This window comes from Streptomyces sp. NBC_00885 (assembly GCF_045207475.1).
Classification (GTDB): Bacteria; Actinomycetota; Actinomycetes; order Streptomycetales; family Streptomycetaceae; genus Streptomyces.
In genome coordinates this window covers 2,289,119-2,303,824 of sequence record NZ_CP108796.1, presented here as the reverse complement: position 1 = coordinate 2,303,824, position 14,706 = coordinate 2,289,119, and the positions used below count along the sequence as shown (strand labels likewise).

The following is a 14,706-nucleotide window of genomic DNA, read 5'->3' as shown; positions in this document are numbered from 1 at the left end:
CACGTGCTGGTAGGTCTCTTGGCATCCCTCCGGAGACGATGCATGGTGACTCACTCGGCCAGAGCGCGCGGTAAGTCGAGTGCGGCAGGATCAGGATCGGGAACCAACGAGGCTCCTCTGCCAGCGAGTTGAGACGTCGAACGCCTCCCTCAACGGCATCGACGGAGCAGCAGGGGCCAGACCTCGGCGCACGGAACACGACGGTACTAGCTGCTGCCCCCGCTGAAGCCCCACCAGTACAGGTCTTCGTCACCGTCTCCGGTGGCTGGCTGCGACTCGATGCGGCGCAGCAGGTCACCAAGAGCACGTGATGTGCTTCGGGTCTGTGGGTGCTCCTCACCGAGAAGCTGGGTCTGTCCGTCGAGTGCTGCCCGGTACTCGGCCTCGGCCGCTGCCAGATCGCCCCGCTGGCCGAGCACCCACGCCAATGCATGCCGGGTGTACATGGTGTGCGGATGGTCGCAGCCCAACGTCCGTGAACGGTCCTCCAGCACTGCCCGGTACTCCGCCTCGGCCGCTGCCAGATCGCCCCGCTGGCCGAGCACCCACGCCAATGCATGCCGGGTGTACATGGTGTGCGGATGGTCGCAGCCCAACGTCCGTGAACGGTCGTCCAGTACTGCCCGGTACTCGGCCTCGGCCGATGTCAGATCGCCCCGCTGGCCGGCGATCCAGGCCAGGTTGTGCCGGGTCCACAGGGTGTCGATGTGATCGGTACCGAGGATCCGTGAGCGGCCTTCGAGGACCGCCCGGTATTCCGCCTCGGCCCCGTCCAAGTCTCCGCGCAGGTCAAGTACATGGGCCAGGGCATGTTGGGTGCACAGGGTTTGGGGATCGGCGTCGTGCAGGAATCGGCGCTGGATGTCGAGCAGTGCGCGGTACTCCGACTCGGCCGCAGCGACGTCACCGGCCAGGCCGGTGAGCAGCGCGCGTTCGAAACGCAGCCTCAGGGCAGTTCGACCGTCGGGGGGCAGCGAGGCGCACACCGCGGTGACGCCATCAACCGTGGCTCTTGCGAGGCCGTACAGGCCAGCGTCCCTGGCGTACTCGATGCAGGCGATGGCCGCGACGGTCACGGTCTCCGCGTCCGGACCGGCGTCCCCGTCCCCTGTCTGTTCAAGCAAACGGTGCAGATGCGCGGTGGCGAGGCGCCAGAAAGGCCAGTCGGCCGGGCTGCGAGGGTCATGTCTGGCCGCACCGTCGTGCAGGCCCTGGGCGACCAGCGCGAGGTACTCACCACGGCACCGGCGGACCTCGTCGAGTTGCCGGGTGACTTCGGCGACAAGCGGATGCAGGGTGACTGTGTAACCGGCCGGGTCGTCGGCGTCGCTTTCGGGGGTCTGGGTGGTGACCAGGGCGTACTCGGCTAACGCGTTGATCGCTTGCTGGATATCGGTCCCGCGCTGGAGCTGGAACAGCGGGGAGGTGTGAAGGGCCGAGCAGGGCAGCACCTCCGTGTATGGGATGGGTGCATCACCGAAGTGCGCCAGCAGCCGGAGCAGCGGCCGGGTGTGGCCCAGCTGCCGCCCGGCCAGGAGATCGAGGGTGACTTCCCATGTCGCGGTGGCTCGTTGGCGCGGCAGGTGCGATGGCTGGCCCGTCGGGCTGTCCAACAGTTCGTTGAGGCGGTCGCCGAGTGCGATGCGATACGCCCCGAAGGTTCGAGGGCAGCGAGGCACGCCCGGCCACGGGGGATTGCGGTCTGCACGGGAGAGATAGAGACCGGCCTGGTGGAGCAGCAGTGGCAGGTGGCCAAGTCGGTCCCCGAGCGCGGCGGCCTGGGCTTCGGCTCCCGCTGTGGGGGCGCGGTCGAGGAGCAGTTCTGTCCCTGCCCGGCGGGAGAGAACGCCGAGCGGGTGCAGACTCACCCAGGTCCCCCACGCCTCGGGGTTCTGGTTGCGGCTGGTGATCAGCAGCCGTCCTGGTGTCGGAGGGCGGCGGATCCAGCCATTGCCGTCCTCTATGTGACCGCCCGCGCCCGCCAGCAGCCCCAGGTCGTCGGCGTTGTCGACGACCAGCAACCATGGTCGTGTCCGTTGCTCCAAGACTTCCCACACAAGGTCGGGAGCGTCACCGGCCGAGCCCGACCAGGCGAGCCTGAGTCGTTCGATGCCGACACCCAGCCGCACGGCAAGAGCACGTAAATGAGTGTCGAACGTAGCGGCGTCTACTGCGGACAACTGCCACACGTCGGCGCCCCGGGCCCGGGCTTCCGCTGCCACGGCCAGTGCGACCGTGGTCTTGCCGGAGCCTCCGCAGCCGCACACCACGTGCACCGTCCCGGGGGGAGCAGCGAGCAGTGACTCGATGACTCCCTGACGGCCCCGCACCGGATAGGCCAGTTGCCGGGGCGCGATGGACACTTGGCCAGCGGGGCCGAAATTCTCTCCGTGATGGTGAACATGCAGGTTGTTGGCAGCGGCGTAGGTGTCCCGGTCGGCTCCGATCCAGATGCTCGGCTGCTCCGAGTGCGGTGCGGTCATGGCGAGGAGCGGTCTCCATGGTGATGGGTGACGGTCATGTCGTGTGCGGAGGTGTATGCGTCCCGTCCGGCGCGCACATCGAAGTGCGCTTCCACCTGCCGCTGGTACTTCTCGGGCAACTCCCACCACACCTGCTCGATCGCCTGCCGCAACTCCTGCTCGGCTTCGGGGTGCTGCTGGAGGAAGTCCGCCAACTGAAAGTGCCATCCCGGGAGAAGGGCCGCACGAGCCTCCTCCCGGCGGCTCTCGGCGGTGCGTTCCACCACATCCGCCTGTGCCTCCAGGTGACCTTCGATGCAGTCCAAGCGGTGGTCCCGGCCGAGCAGTTGGAGGAAACGGGTGCGTGCCGTCTGCCAGGCATCTGTGGCCATCGCCCCAACCAGCGCTGCTCCACCGGCAGCCGCGAGTCCAGCCAGTGCTTCGGTCGTCATGAGTCCCCCACTCTCCGGAGTGAACAAGCCGTCGGAGCGTGTCGTTAGGGTCCGGTGGGCAACGGGTACGACGTGCGTACCCTCAGGTGCCACTTCAGCACTTCCCTATCCGGCGCCCAAACCCCCGGGCCGCGGCCGCGCCCCGCCGAGAAGTTCATCGCTCCCCAGATTATTACGTTACGCGTTTTCATTACTACTTGAGGTAATCGGAATGAAGGGCTTCCTGATCGGCTGAGGTCCGTATAACTCTTCAACCATGTCCAGGCGTGGAAGTCCTGGTGAGAATGGCGTCCCGCAGCCTTCAGTGATGTGAGTAGTGCCGCTAGCGTCCCGATGACCGGCAGTCGGCAGGAACGGGAGGCCCCATGCTCGACGCAGGAGAAACCAAGCCCGACCCTGTAGCAGCGGACCCGGTCGACAGCCTTTGGCCGCCGGCCGCCACGCTCCCGCTGCACGTCCGCAGCGCGGGTGAGACCTTGCTGGGACTCCTCCACCTGCCACCAGGGCCCGGTCCGCACCCGGTGGTGGTGCTGTTGCATGGATTCCCGGGGAACGAGCGCAACTTCGACCTTGCGCAGGCGCTGCGCCGCGCGGGCTACGCCACCGCGGTCTTCCACTACCGGGGCTCCTGGGGCGTCGGCGGCACGTACGCGTGGTGCCACGTCCTCGAAGACAGCGCCCGCGTCGTCGCCGCGCTGCGTGAGCCGGGCACCGTGGCCGAGCATCGGCTGGATCCGGGGAGGCTTGCGGTCGTAGGCCACAGCATGGGGGGTTTCGCAGCGCTGATGACCGCCGCCGCGGATTCGCAGGTGTGCGCCGTCGCCTCTGTCGCGGGCTTCGACCTCGGTGCGGTCGGAGCCAGATGCCGGACGGACCCCGTAGCCCGGGCCGCGTTCGTGACGGCGTTTGAAAAGGAGTTGCTCCCACTGCGGGGCACGAGTGGGGAGGCACTGGTATCGGAGATTGAGAGCACTGGTGTCGAGTGGAGCCTTGCTCGGCTGGCCCCGCGACTCGCCGATCGGCCCGTGCTCCTCGTCGGTACAGGGCTGGATGATGTGGCCCCGGTCCAGATCCACCATGAACCTGTGGTCGCCGCGTACGCGAAGTACGCAGTTCCCCGTCTCGAACATCGGGTCTTCATGACGGATCACTCTCTGTCCGACCACCGCGTGGCACTGGCCAGGGCTGTGATCGACTTTATTGACCGGAGCGTGGTGTAGCGAGGTAGCCCGGGAGCGCGACGGCGGATGATGCGGCAGGGACGTCCACAGCCGGAACAGGGCCGGCGCCCCGGTTGCGCGGTGCAAGACGATCGGTGCATTGCCCACGTCTTGGGGCTGTGACGGCTGCGCGGTTCACAGCACGCCGAGGTCTGTGTCTGGTCGGCAGTACGGGCATGCCGTGATTCCGTCTTCTGTGATTGCGCGGAGTGCCTGCTCGCGGGTCAGCCGTTTCGTGGGGTTGCCGGCCATGCGGCAGTCGATCGTGTGCACCGCGTCCGGGCTGGGTTTGCCACCTGCCCGTAGCATCGACAGCTTCCATGCAGGCTCGCGTGGGGGCAGAGTGCGTGCCGCGCGCGCAGCGGCTGCCTCCTGGCGCTCCAGTTCCGCGATGGATTCGTCGGTGCGGCGCAGTTGCCACGCGAGCCACTGGCGGACGCTGCGCAGGCGGTCCAGTCGAGGCATCTGTTCGGACATGTGTTCGAGTCTAGGTCGCGACCGTGCTGGTCCGACAGGGAGGCCACGGCGGGGGAGAGGTTCGCCATGCCGTCGTCGTCGGCCCCAGTAGGTTCGCTCGCGCTCCCCGCTGGCCCCCTGGCCAGCCAGAACGCTCTCCGGGCTGGGCCGTCTGTGGGCCGTCTGAGGGTGCCCACCAGTGACCGACAACGACCGACAACGCCCACCCCGCAAGCCGACGGCCCCAGGTCACGGGAATCCTTCTGCGACACTGGTGGGACCATGCCCAAGCCCGGAGAACTCACTTTCGTCGCGCCCCGCGGTGCCAAGAAGCCCCCGCGGCATCTCGCCGACCTCACGCCCGCCGAGCGCAAGGACGCCGTCGCCGCGATCGGCGAGAAGCCGTTTCGTGCCAAGCAGCTCTCGCAGCACTACTTCGCGCGGTACGCCCACGACCCCACCCAATGGACCGACATCCCCGCGTCCGCGCGCGAGAAGCTCGCCGCCGAGCTGCTGCCGGATCTTATGTCCGTCGTGCGGCACATCTCGTGCGACGAGGACACCACCCGTAAGACCCTGTGGCGGCTTCACGACGGCACGCTTGTCGAGTCCGTGCTCATGCGCTACCCGGACCGGGTGACCATGTGCATCTCCTCGCAGGCCGGCTGCGGGATGAACTGCCCCTTCTGCGCCACCGGGCAGGCGGGGCTCGACCGCAATCTGTCGACCGCCGAGATCGTGCACCAGATCGTCGACGGGATGCGCGCCCTGCGTGACGGCGAGGTGCCCGGAGGCCCGGCGCGGCTGTCCAACATCGTCTTCATGGGCATGGGCGAGCCGCTCGCCAACTACAAGCGGGTCGTCGGCTCCATCCGCCGTCTCACCGACCCCGAGCCGGACGGTCTCGGTCTCTCGCAGCGCGGGATCACCGTCTCCACCGTCGGTCTGGTGCCCGCGATGCTGCGCTTCGCCGACGAGGGCTTCAAGTGCCGCCTCGCCGTCTCGCTGCACGCGCCGGACGACGAGCTGCGTGACACCCTGGTCCCGGTCAACACGCGCTGGAAGGTCCGCGAGGTCCTGGACGCGGCATGGGAGTACGCGGAGAAGTCAGGCCGCCGTATCTCCATCGAATACGCTCTGATCAGGGACATCAATGATCAGGCATGGCGGGGCGATCTGCTGGGCCGCCTGCTCAAGGGCAAGCGCGTCCACGTGAATCTGATCCCGCTCAACCCGACGCCGGGCTCGAAGTGGACGGCATCGCGCCCCGAGGACGAAAAGGCCTTCGTGGAGGCGATCGCGGCCCACGGCGTGCCCGTGACCGTACGGGACACCCGTGGCCAGGAGATCGACGGAGCGTGCGGACAGCTCGCGGCGTCCGAGCGGTAGTCTGGGCTCGAACATTTGCATATTCCGACAGGGGAGCGCCACAGCGCTGAGAGTGCGGCACATGCTTGGAAACAAGCACGTGGTCGCAGACCCTCTGAACCTTGCCCAGGTCATTCTGGGTAGGAAGTTCGGTCATCACTCAAGCTGTTGCGCCCTGCTCACGCCATGTGAGCAGGGCCGCGTCTCTTCCTGGTCACTCCAGGAGGAATTCAGTGAGCACCACCAAGAAGGTGGCGGTTTCCGCCATCGCCGTCGCGCTCGGCGTCTCGACGCTCGCCGCGTGCGGGGAGTCCGAGGACTCCGCCACGGGCAGCGGTCCGAAGTCCAAGACCGTGACGCTCGTCAGCCATGACTCGTTCGTCGCCTCGCCCGCCGTACTGAAGCAGTTCACCAAGGAGACCGGCTACACGGTCAAGGTGCTCCAGAGCGGCGACGCCGGCGCCGCCCTCAACAAGGAGATCCTCACCAAGGGCTCCCCGCAGGGCGATGTCTTCTTCGGCGTCGACAACACCCTCCTCTCGCGCGCCCTGGACAACGACCTGTTCACGCCGTACGAGGCCAAGGGCCTGGACCAGGTGCCCGACGAGGTGCAGCTCGACAAGGACAAGCACCGCGTCACGCCCGTCGACACCGGCGACATCTGCGTCAACTACGACAAGAAGTACTTCGCCGACAAAAAGCTGGCTCCGCCGCAGTCCTTCGACGACCTGATCAAGCCCGAGTACAAGAACCTGCTGGTCACGGAGAACGCGGCGACCTCGTCGCCCGGCCTCGGCTTCCTCCTCGGCAGCATAGGCAAGTACGGCGAGGACGGCTGGCAGGACTACTGGAAGAAGCTGAAGAGCAACGGCGTCAAGGTCGTCGACGGCTGGGAGCAGGCGTACAACAACGAGTTCTCCGGTTCCGCCGGTGGCAAGAAGGCCAAGGCGGACCGCCCGCTGGTCGTCTCGTACGCCTCCAGCCCGCCGGCCGAGGTGGTCTTCGCCAAGCCGCAGCCGACCGAGGCGCCCACCGGCGTCGCGACCGGAACCTGCTTCCGTCAGACGGAGTTCGCGGGACTCCTGAGCGGCGCGAAGAACGAGGAGGGCGGCAAGGCCCTGCTGGACTTCCTGATCTCCAAGCAGTTCCAGGAGGACATGCCGCTCAACATGTTCGTCTACCCGGTGGTCAAGGGCGCGAAGCTGCCCGAGGCGTTCACCAAGTTCGGCGCCGTCGTCGACAAGCCGGAGACCGTCGCTCCCGACAAGATCGCCAAGAACCGTGAGCAGTGGGTCCAGTCATGGTCCTCGCTCGTAGTGAAGTAACGAAGTCCGTCCCGGGTTCCGTCCGCGGTTCCGTCCGGGGGAATGCGGCGCGGCTCGGGCTGATGGCCGGGCCCGCCGTGTTCTTCGCGGTCTTCTTCGCCTACCCCGTCGTCTCGATCGTCGGCCGCGGTCTCCAGGTCGACGGGGTATGGCAGTTCGGGCGGATCGGCGAGGTGCTGAGCCGTGCCGACATCCAGCGCGTGCTGTGGTTCACCGCCTGGCAGGCGCTCGCCTCCACCGCGCTCACGCTGCTGATCGCGCTGCCCGCAGCGTATGTCTTCGCTCGCTTCGACTTCCCGGGCAAGCAGCTGCTGCGGGCGGTGGTGACCGTTCCGTTCGTGCTGCCGACCGTCGTCGTCGGGACCGCGTTCCTGGCGCTCCTCGGCCGTGGCGGACTGCTGGATGAGCTGTGGGGCGTCCGGCTGGACACCACGGTGTGGGCGATTTTGCTCGCGCATGTCTTCTTCAACTACGCCGTGGTCGTACGGACCGTGGGCGGTCTGTGGTCCCAGCTCGACCCGCGTCAGGAGGAAGCCGCCAGGGTGCTGGGTGCCGGGCGGTTCACGGCCTGGCGGCGGGTGACGCTGCCCGCGCTCGGACCCGCCGTGGCCGCCGCAGCCCTGATGGTCTTCCTCTTCACCTTCACCTCGTTCGGTGTCGTACAGATCCTCGGCGGACCGACCTTCTCGACGCTGGAGGTGGAGATCTACCGGCAGACGGCCCAGCTGCTGGATCTGCCCACGGCGGCCGTGCTCACGCTGGTTCAGTTCGCCGCGGTCGGCGCGATCCTGGCGGTGCACGCGTCGACGGTCCGGCGGCGGGAGACCGCGCTCAAGCTGGTCGACCCGGCTCAGACCGCGCGCCGGCCGCGCGGCCCCCGGCAGTGGGCGCTGCTCGGCGGGGTCCTGCTCACCGTGCTGTTGCTGATCCTGGTGCCCCTCGGAGTGCTTGTCGAACGCTCGCTGGACGGGCCCGGCGGTTACGGCTTCGACTTCTACCGGGCCCTGCAGTCGACCGGCGATGCAGGCGGCAGTTTCCTTGTCCCGCCGATCGAAGCGATCTGGAACTCGATGCGGTACGCGCTGGCGGCGACCGGCATCGCACTGCTCATCGGCGGGCTCGCGGCCGCCGCGCTCACCCGGCGCGCGGGACGGCTCGTGCGCGGGTTCGATGCGCTGCTGATGCTTCCGCTCGGGGTCTCCGCGGTGACCGTCGGCTTCGGTTTCCTGATCACCCTCGACAAGCCGCCGCTGGATCTGCGTACCTCGTGGATTCTCGTACCACTGGCGCAGGCGCTGGTCGGTGTCCCCTTCGTCGTACGGACCATGCTGCCCGTCCTGCGAGCGGTCGACGACCGGCTGCGCGAGGCAGCGGCCGTGCTCGGGGCCTCGCCGCTGCGGGTCTGGCGTGAGGTCGATCTGCCGATGGTGCGGCGTGCCGTGCTGATCGCGGCGGGGTTCGCCTTCGCCGTGTCGCTCGGTGAGTTCGGGGCGACCGTCTTCATCGCCAGGCCCGACCGTCCGACCCTGCCGGTCGCCGTGGCACGCCTGCTCGGGAGGCCCGGCGAGCTCAACTACGGCCAGGCGATGGCGCTTTCGACGATCCTGATGCTGGTGTGCGCGGCAGCGCTGCTGGTCCTCGAACGCATCCGTACCGACAAAACCTCCGGGGAGTTCTGATGGCCTTGCTGCGACTGGAGGATGTGACCGTACGGTTCGGGGCGCGCGCGGCGCTCGACGCGGTGGACCTGGAGGTCGCAGAGCACGAGATCGTCTGCGTACTGGGGCCGAGCGGCAGCGGCAAGTCCACCCTGCTGAGGATTGTCGCCGGCCTTCAGTCCGCGGACACCGGGCGGGTGCTGCTGTCCGGCGCCGACCAGGCGGGGGTTCCGGTGCACCGGCGCGGAGTCGGGCTGATGTTCCAGGACCACCAGCTCTTCCCGCAGCGCGACGTGGGCGGCAATGTCGCCTTCGGGCTGCGGATGCGCGGTGTCGGCCGGGCCGAACAGGCCCGCCGCGTCGATGAGTTGCTGACGCTCGTCGGGCTGCCCGCCGCACAGCGCCGGGCGGTGGCCTCGCTGTCCGGCGGCGAGCAGCAGCGGGTGGCGCTGGCCCGGGCGCTCGCGCCGGAGCCCCGGCTGCTGATGCTGGACGAGCCGCTCGGTCAGCTGGACCGGGGGCTGCGCGAGCGGCTTGTCGTCGAACTGCGGGAGCTGTTCGGGCGGTTGGGCACCACCGTGCTGGCGGTCACTCACGACCAGGGTGAGGCCTTCGCGCTCGCCGACCGAGTCGTGGTCATGCGGGAGGGCCGGATCGCCCAGGCCGGCACTCCGCTGGAGGTCTGGCAGCGGCCCGCGTCCGAATTCGTCGCGCGCTTCCTGGGCTTCGACAACGTGGTGGCGGCGACGGTGAGCGGGACGGCCGCCGACACGGTGTGGGGCAAGATCCCGGTGCCGGACGGCTCGCCGCAGGGCGAGTGCAGGGTCCTGGTCCGGCCCGGGGGCGTACGGCTGGACGACGCGTCGTCCGGGCTGCCGTGCAGGGTCGACGGGCTTACGTTCCGGGGCGACCATGTCGCCGTACGGCTGAGGCCCGCCGACGCGCCACCGCTGGAGGCGGAATGCTCTCTGCGGGACGCGCCGGAGGAAGGGGCCGAAGTGGGCGTGGTCTTCGGCGCCGAGGACGTGGTCGTGCTCAGCGAACGCTGACGACGTCTTCCCGGCGCAGCTCGTCGGCGCCGGACTCCTGCGGCTGTGGCTCCGTGCCATGAGCCTCCGGCGCGCCGAACCAGGCGACCGCGACCGCGCCCGCCACCGCCAGTACGAACCCGACGATCGCCATCCAGGCGAAGCCCTCGCGCGAGGTGTCACCCAGCCACAGCACGCCGATCATGCCCGGCAGTACGGTCTCGCCCACCACCAGCGCCGCCGTCGCGCCGTTCACCGAGCCGATCTGAAGGGCGATCGTGTGCAGATACATGCCGCCGATCCCGGCCACCAGGATCGCGTACAGCGCCGGGTCCGTGAGCAGTGCACCCAGGTCGAAGGGGTCGATGCCGTTCAGCACACGTACGCCGACCCCCAGGGCGCCGAAGCCGAGACCCGACAGCAGACCGGCCAGGATCGCGGCGCGGGCGCCGAGTAGACGTACGACGACGGTCCCGCCGACCATCAGCAGCAGCGAGATCGCCAGCAGCCACCAGTGCGTCGCGATCGGGGTGTCGCCGCTGCCCTCCGGGCCCGCGGCCGACCCCAGCAGCACCAGGGCCGAGCAGACGACGGCGATCGAGGTCCACTCGGCGCGGTTGAGGCGGATGCCCAGCAGCTTGACGCTCAGCACGGCCGTGATCACCAGGTTCGCGCTGATCACGGTCTGCGAGAGGAACAGCGGAAGCAGCCGTGCCGCGAGCGCGCCTAGGCCGAAGCCGACGAAGTCCAGGATGGTGCCGACGATGAACTCCCAGGTCATCGCGGCCTTCGCGGTCGACGACAGACTCGGCCCGCCGTGCTGCGTGACGCCCGACTCGGCCGCCTCGCGGCGAGCTGACCTGCGGGATCCCACGGCCTGGAGCACCGACCCCGTGCCGTAACAGATCGAGGCCGCGACAGCGGTCAGTAGGCCAATCAGCACCAGGGGCTCCGTTCACGTGGGGTCGGTCCAAGTCCGGCTGGACTACCAGACGTGTCTTCGGCCCCCGAAGTTGCTTTTCGGTGATTAATCGCCGCTGGTCAGGCTCGTCAGCGCGGCCGGAGCCTCGTCGACCGAGTCCACGAGTGCGATGCCGGACTCCATCGTGCGGCCCGCCGCGAGGGACTGGAGCAGCGGCCAGGTGGGGAGCGTCCGCGTCCAGTGCGCACGGTTGACCAGGACCATGGGGGTCGGTTCGCCGCGGGACTCGTAGTAGTTCGGGGTCGCGTTGTCGAAGATCTCCTGGACCGTGCCGACGGCGCCGGGCAGGAAGATCACGCCCGCGGTGGAGCGGGCGAGGAGGCCGTCCTCGCGGGTGGCGTTGGCGAAGTACTTGGCGATGTGGCCGGCGAAGGCGTTCGGCGGCTCGTGGCCGTAGAACCAGGTGGGGATACCGATGGAGTCGCCGCCGCCGGGCCAGCGGTCGCGCACCTCGAAGGCGGCGCCGGCCCAGTCGGAGACGGACGGGGTGAACGAGGGGGTCTTGGCGAGGAGTTCGAGCGCCTCGTCGAGCATCTCGTCGGGGTGCGGTGCGGCGTACGCGCCGAGGTTGGCGGCCTCCATCGCGCCGGGGCCGCCGCCGGTCGCGACGGTGAGCCCGCTCCGGGCGAGGACCCGGCCGAGGCGGGCGGCGCCTGCGTAGGCGTCCGTGCCGCGGGCCATGGCGTGCCCGCCCATCACGCCCACGACGCGCGCGCCGACGAGGTGTTCGTCCAGGGCGTCGGATATGGCGTCGTCGTGGATCGAGCGGAGCATGGAGGCGAATATGTCGCCGTCGGCCTTGGTCTTCTGGAACCAGGCGTAGGCCCGGGCGTCGGGAGTTGCCTCGTAGCCGCTGGTGGCCAGGCCCTCGAACAGCTCGTCGGGGGAGTAGAGAAGCCCGCGGTACGGATCGAAATGCAGATCGGGAACCGGCGGGAAGACGAGCGCGCCGTCGGCCCGGACCTTGGCGTCGGCGTCGGACTGCATGGGGCAGCCGAGGAGGACGGCGCCGGTGGTGTCGGCGGTGAGCAGCGCGAAGGTGCGGTCGGTGAGGTCGACGGACTGGACGCGGTGCCCGGCGAGGGTGCCGTGGGCGACGACGAGATCGAACTCTTCGAGGGATTCGATCTCGCGGTCGGGGTGGGGTACGGGGGGAGGCGGCATGCGGCCGATAGGGGTGGGGGTGGGTTGTCCCCCACCCCACCCCTTGCCTGAACCGGGGGTGCCCCCCCGGGCCCCCGGCCGGCGCCGAGCCAGGATGCGCGGGGGCTGATGCCCCCGCCCTCGAGCGTCGGCTTCGCGGCCGTGCAGGGTCCGGCACCGCCCGTGCCGGGGTGGGAAGTGCGGGGGCTGGGGCCCCCGTTGGCGCTGTGCGCCGGGTTCTCGGTGTCTTACGGGACCGGCGCGCTGCCGTGGCTTCGCTGCGCGTTGCCCTGTCCGGCGCCCCTGTGCCGGGGCGACGCGGGGGCTGATGCCCCCTGCCCGGGGCTTCGGCTTCGCGGCGCCTGCAGGGTCCGGCACCCCGAACCGGGGAAAGCGGGGGCTTGCGCCTCCGTTGGCGCCGGGCGCCAGCTTCGCGGCGTCTTTAGGGACCGGCCGTGGGCCCGCGTCTGCTTCGCCGCACCTTGCGCTATCCGGCGCCCCTGTGCCGGGACGATGCGGGGGCTGACGCCCCCGGCCCTGTGCGCCGGCTTCGCGGCGCTTGACGGGATCCGAAACCCGGGAGACCGAAGTCCGCGGCCCGGGCGGCGGCTTCGCGGCTTGGGCGAACCGGGCACCTCCGGCCGCGACCACGTGCCCCGCCGCCCAAGGGGCATGGCGGCTGAGGCTCCGTCAGCCCGTGAGAGGGAACGCCGCCAGCGCGCCCACCCCGCATGTCAGGGGGGCGAAGACCAGCAGGAGCGTTACCGCTCGCAGGGCCGCCGCCTGGCGGAGGAGGGGGGCCGGAGTGCCCAGGCGGCGGAGGGATTCCGTCGTATTGGCACGGGCATGTTTGGCCTCCAGGGCCGAGACCAGCAGCGTCGCCGTCGTGCAGGTGATCACCAGGGCCGCGCCCAGGCCGGTGAGTGGGCCGACGGGGCGGGGGGCCGAGTCGTCGTACAGCGTGGAGGCTGCGAGCGCCGCCGCGGCGACCGCGCAGACCACGCCCAGCGGGCGGCCGATGCGGCTCGACTCCTCCATGAGGGTGCGGCCCGCCAGCAGGCGGGTCGGGCCAGGGCGGAGGGACTGGAGGAGGCGGCCGCAGAAACGGGTGATGCCCGGGCCCGCCAGGGCGAGGCCCAGGGCGGCGAGGGTCCAGCCCACGAGGACGCCGGCCGGGTTGCCCTCGAAGTGGCCGTCGAATTCGCCCGGCAGAGGCAGAGGCGAACCCGCCCCGCCGCGGCTCGCGTACGTCTCGACGGCCAGGCCCGCCGCCATCAGCGCGACCCCCCACGGCAGCCCGCCCGGAGCGGGAGAAGGCACCGGGGAGGACGAAGACACCGCAGACGGCAGCGGAGACTGGTGCGGGCGCAGCGTCAGCGCGGCCGCCACCGAGGACAGCAGCGGCACCAGCGTGAGCAGTGTCAGCGCCGCGCCGAGCGGCAATGGCCGGTCCGCGGCGAGCAGTTCGGCCGCCGCCCCGTCGAACGGCAGCCCCGTCAGATCGCCCCGCAGGTGGAGGAAGAACAGCAGCGCGACCATGCTGCCGAGCGTGCCGGAGACGGCCGTCGACACCGCGGCCAGCGCGCTGAGCCGTGCGGGCCCCAGGCCGATCGCCGAGAGCCCGGACCTCGGACGCGTACTCGGATCCGTACGCGCCACCGCCACCGCGAAGTGCACCGTCGCCGCGAGTGGGATCAGGCACCACAGCAGCCGCACCGCGGACGCGCCGGAGTCGGTGGGGTGGGACAGCGCGTACGTCAGCGTGCACAGCAGCAGGAACCCGACGCCCGCGGACGCCGACGCCACCATCAGGCGGCGCAGCAGGACCAGGGGATGCGCGCCTCGGGCTAGACGGAGAGCGAGCACTCGGCCCGGCCTTCCGCGTCCGCGGTCGCGAGGGAGTTGACGCGCCGGCCGTCGACGAGCCCGATCGAACGGTCGGCGAGCGCCGCCACCTCCGCGTCGTGCGTGGCGAGCACGACGGTGATGCGGTGCGAACGCGCCGCAGCCGTGACCATACGCAGCAGGTGCGCCCGGTCCGCCCGGTGCAGCGTCGCCGTCGGCTCGTCCGCGAACAGCACCGAGGGCGAAGCGGCCAGCGCCCGTGCGGTGGCGACCCGTTGCCGCTGCGCCTGCAGCAGCGCATGGGGCCGCTTGCGCGCGCACGCGTCGATGTCGAGCCGCTCCAGCCACTCCATCGCCGCGGTCTTCGCCGCGCGGTGCGAGATGCCGCGCAGCAGCAGCGGCAGGGCGGCGTTCTCCCAGGCCGTCAGCTCCGGGACCAGCGTCGGCTCGGAGTCGATCCACCCGAAACGGTCCCGCCGCAGCCGCTCGCGCTGCGGCGGGCTCAGCGTGTGCACAGGGGAGCTGTTGAACCAGACCTCGCCCTCCTGCGCGACCAGTTGACCGGACAGGCACCTCAGGAGCGTGGTCTTGCCGCTGCCGCGGGGCCCGTACACGGCGAGGATCTCGCCCTCCCGTACGCCCAGCGATACGCCCACGAGCGCGGGCGAGCCGTTGTGGGAGTGGTGCAGGGAACGCGCCCAGAGCACATCGTTGTCCGGCGGGGCCACCATGGCGTACACCTCGGTTCTGATCAGATTTCCCCTCCC

12 protein-coding genes and 1 riboswitch are annotated in these 14,706 nt (G+C 70.1%); of the genes, 5 read left to right on the top strand and 7 right to left on the bottom strand.

The features are described from left to right. Window positions 1-206: 206 nt before the first annotated feature. Window positions 207-2,483 carry a tetratricopeptide repeat protein gene (locus OHA61_RS09990; protein ID WP_406302802.1) on the bottom strand — a complete coding sequence of 759 codons (2,277 nt, stop codon included), beginning with the start codon at window positions 2,481-2,483 and terminating at the stop codon, window positions 207-209. Then, complete coding sequence (locus tag OHA61_RS09985; protein ID WP_406302800.1) at window positions 2,480-2,914, bottom strand: hypothetical protein; 435 nt, start codon at window positions 2,912-2,914, stop codon at window positions 2,480-2,482. The genes OHA61_RS09990 and OHA61_RS09985 overlap by 4 nt, the downstream gene beginning before the upstream one ends. Before the next feature lie 365 nt (window positions 2,915-3,279). Between OHA61_RS09985 and OHA61_RS09980 the strand changes: the two genes are divergently transcribed. Further along, window positions 3,280-4,134: an alpha/beta hydrolase family protein gene (locus OHA61_RS09980; RefSeq protein WP_406302798.1), complete on the top strand. Its 855-nt coding sequence runs from the start codon at window positions 3,280-3,282 to the stop codon at window positions 4,132-4,134. A 135-nt stretch (window positions 4,135-4,269) separates the two neighbouring features. On the opposite strand, the gene OHA61_RS09975 is transcribed toward OHA61_RS09980, so the two are convergent. Continuing rightward, window positions 4,270-4,611: a DUF6233 domain-containing protein gene (locus tag OHA61_RS09975; protein ID WP_406302797.1), complete on the bottom strand. Its 342-nt coding sequence runs from the start codon at window positions 4,609-4,611 to the stop codon at window positions 4,270-4,272. 261 nt (window positions 4,612-4,872) lie between these two features. On the opposite strand from OHA61_RS09975, the gene rlmN reads away from it, so the two are divergent. The 4 genes from rlmN (at window position 4,873) to OHA61_RS09955 (ending at window position 9,990) form a co-directional block, all read left to right on the top strand. Next, window positions 4,873-5,979: a 23S rRNA (adenine(2503)-C(2))-methyltransferase RlmN gene (rlmN, locus tag OHA61_RS09970; protein ID WP_406302795.1), complete on the top strand. Its 1,107-nt coding sequence runs from the start codon at window positions 4,873-4,875 to the stop codon at window positions 5,977-5,979. Between the two features lie 19 nt (window positions 5,980-5,998). Next, window positions 5,999-6,123, top strand: a riboswitch (TPP riboswitch). Between the two features lie 68 nt (window positions 6,124-6,191). After that, window positions 6,192-7,283, top strand: coding sequence for a thiamine ABC transporter substrate binding subunit (locus OHA61_RS09965; protein ID WP_406302793.1), 1,092 nt, complete (start codon window positions 6,192-6,194; stop codon window positions 7,281-7,283). 62 nt (window positions 7,284-7,345) lie between these two features. Next, entirely contained in the window at window positions 7,346-8,962 is a 1,617-nt protein-coding gene (locus OHA61_RS09960; protein WP_406302791.1) for an ABC transporter permease, read from the top strand. After that, window positions 8,962-9,990 carry an ABC transporter ATP-binding protein gene (locus tag OHA61_RS09955; RefSeq protein ID WP_406302789.1) on the top strand — a complete coding sequence of 343 codons (1,029 nt, stop codon included), beginning with the start codon at window positions 8,962-8,964 and terminating at the stop codon, window positions 9,988-9,990. The genes OHA61_RS09960 and OHA61_RS09955 overlap by 1 nt, the downstream gene beginning before the upstream one ends. Here OHA61_RS09955 and OHA61_RS09950 read toward each other — a convergent pair. From OHA61_RS09950 to OHA61_RS09935, 4 genes are all read right to left on the bottom strand, one after another. After that, a complete protein-coding gene (locus OHA61_RS09950) occupies window positions 9,977-10,912 on the bottom strand; it encodes a hypothetical protein (protein WP_406302787.1) in 936 nt (311 codons plus the stop codon). The two genes, OHA61_RS09955 and OHA61_RS09950, sit on opposite strands and share 14 nt — an antisense overlap. Before the next feature lie 84 nt (window positions 10,913-10,996). Further along, window positions 10,997-12,115, bottom strand: coding sequence for an LOG family protein (locus OHA61_RS09945; RefSeq protein WP_406302785.1), 1,119 nt, complete (start codon window positions 12,113-12,115; stop codon window positions 10,997-10,999). 669 nt (window positions 12,116-12,784) lie between these two features. After that, the gene (locus OHA61_RS09940) at window positions 12,785-13,960 is read right to left on the bottom strand and encodes a hypothetical protein (protein WP_406302783.1); all 1,176 of its coding nucleotides are present in this window, start codon (window positions 13,958-13,960) and stop codon (window positions 12,785-12,787) included. Further along, entirely contained in the window at window positions 13,942-14,670 is a 729-nt protein-coding gene (locus tag OHA61_RS09935; RefSeq protein ID WP_389372058.1) for an ABC transporter ATP-binding protein, read from the bottom strand. Before OHA61_RS09935 ends, OHA61_RS09940 begins: the two co-directional genes overlap by 19 nt. Between the last annotated feature and the right edge of the window lie 36 nt (window positions 14,671-14,706).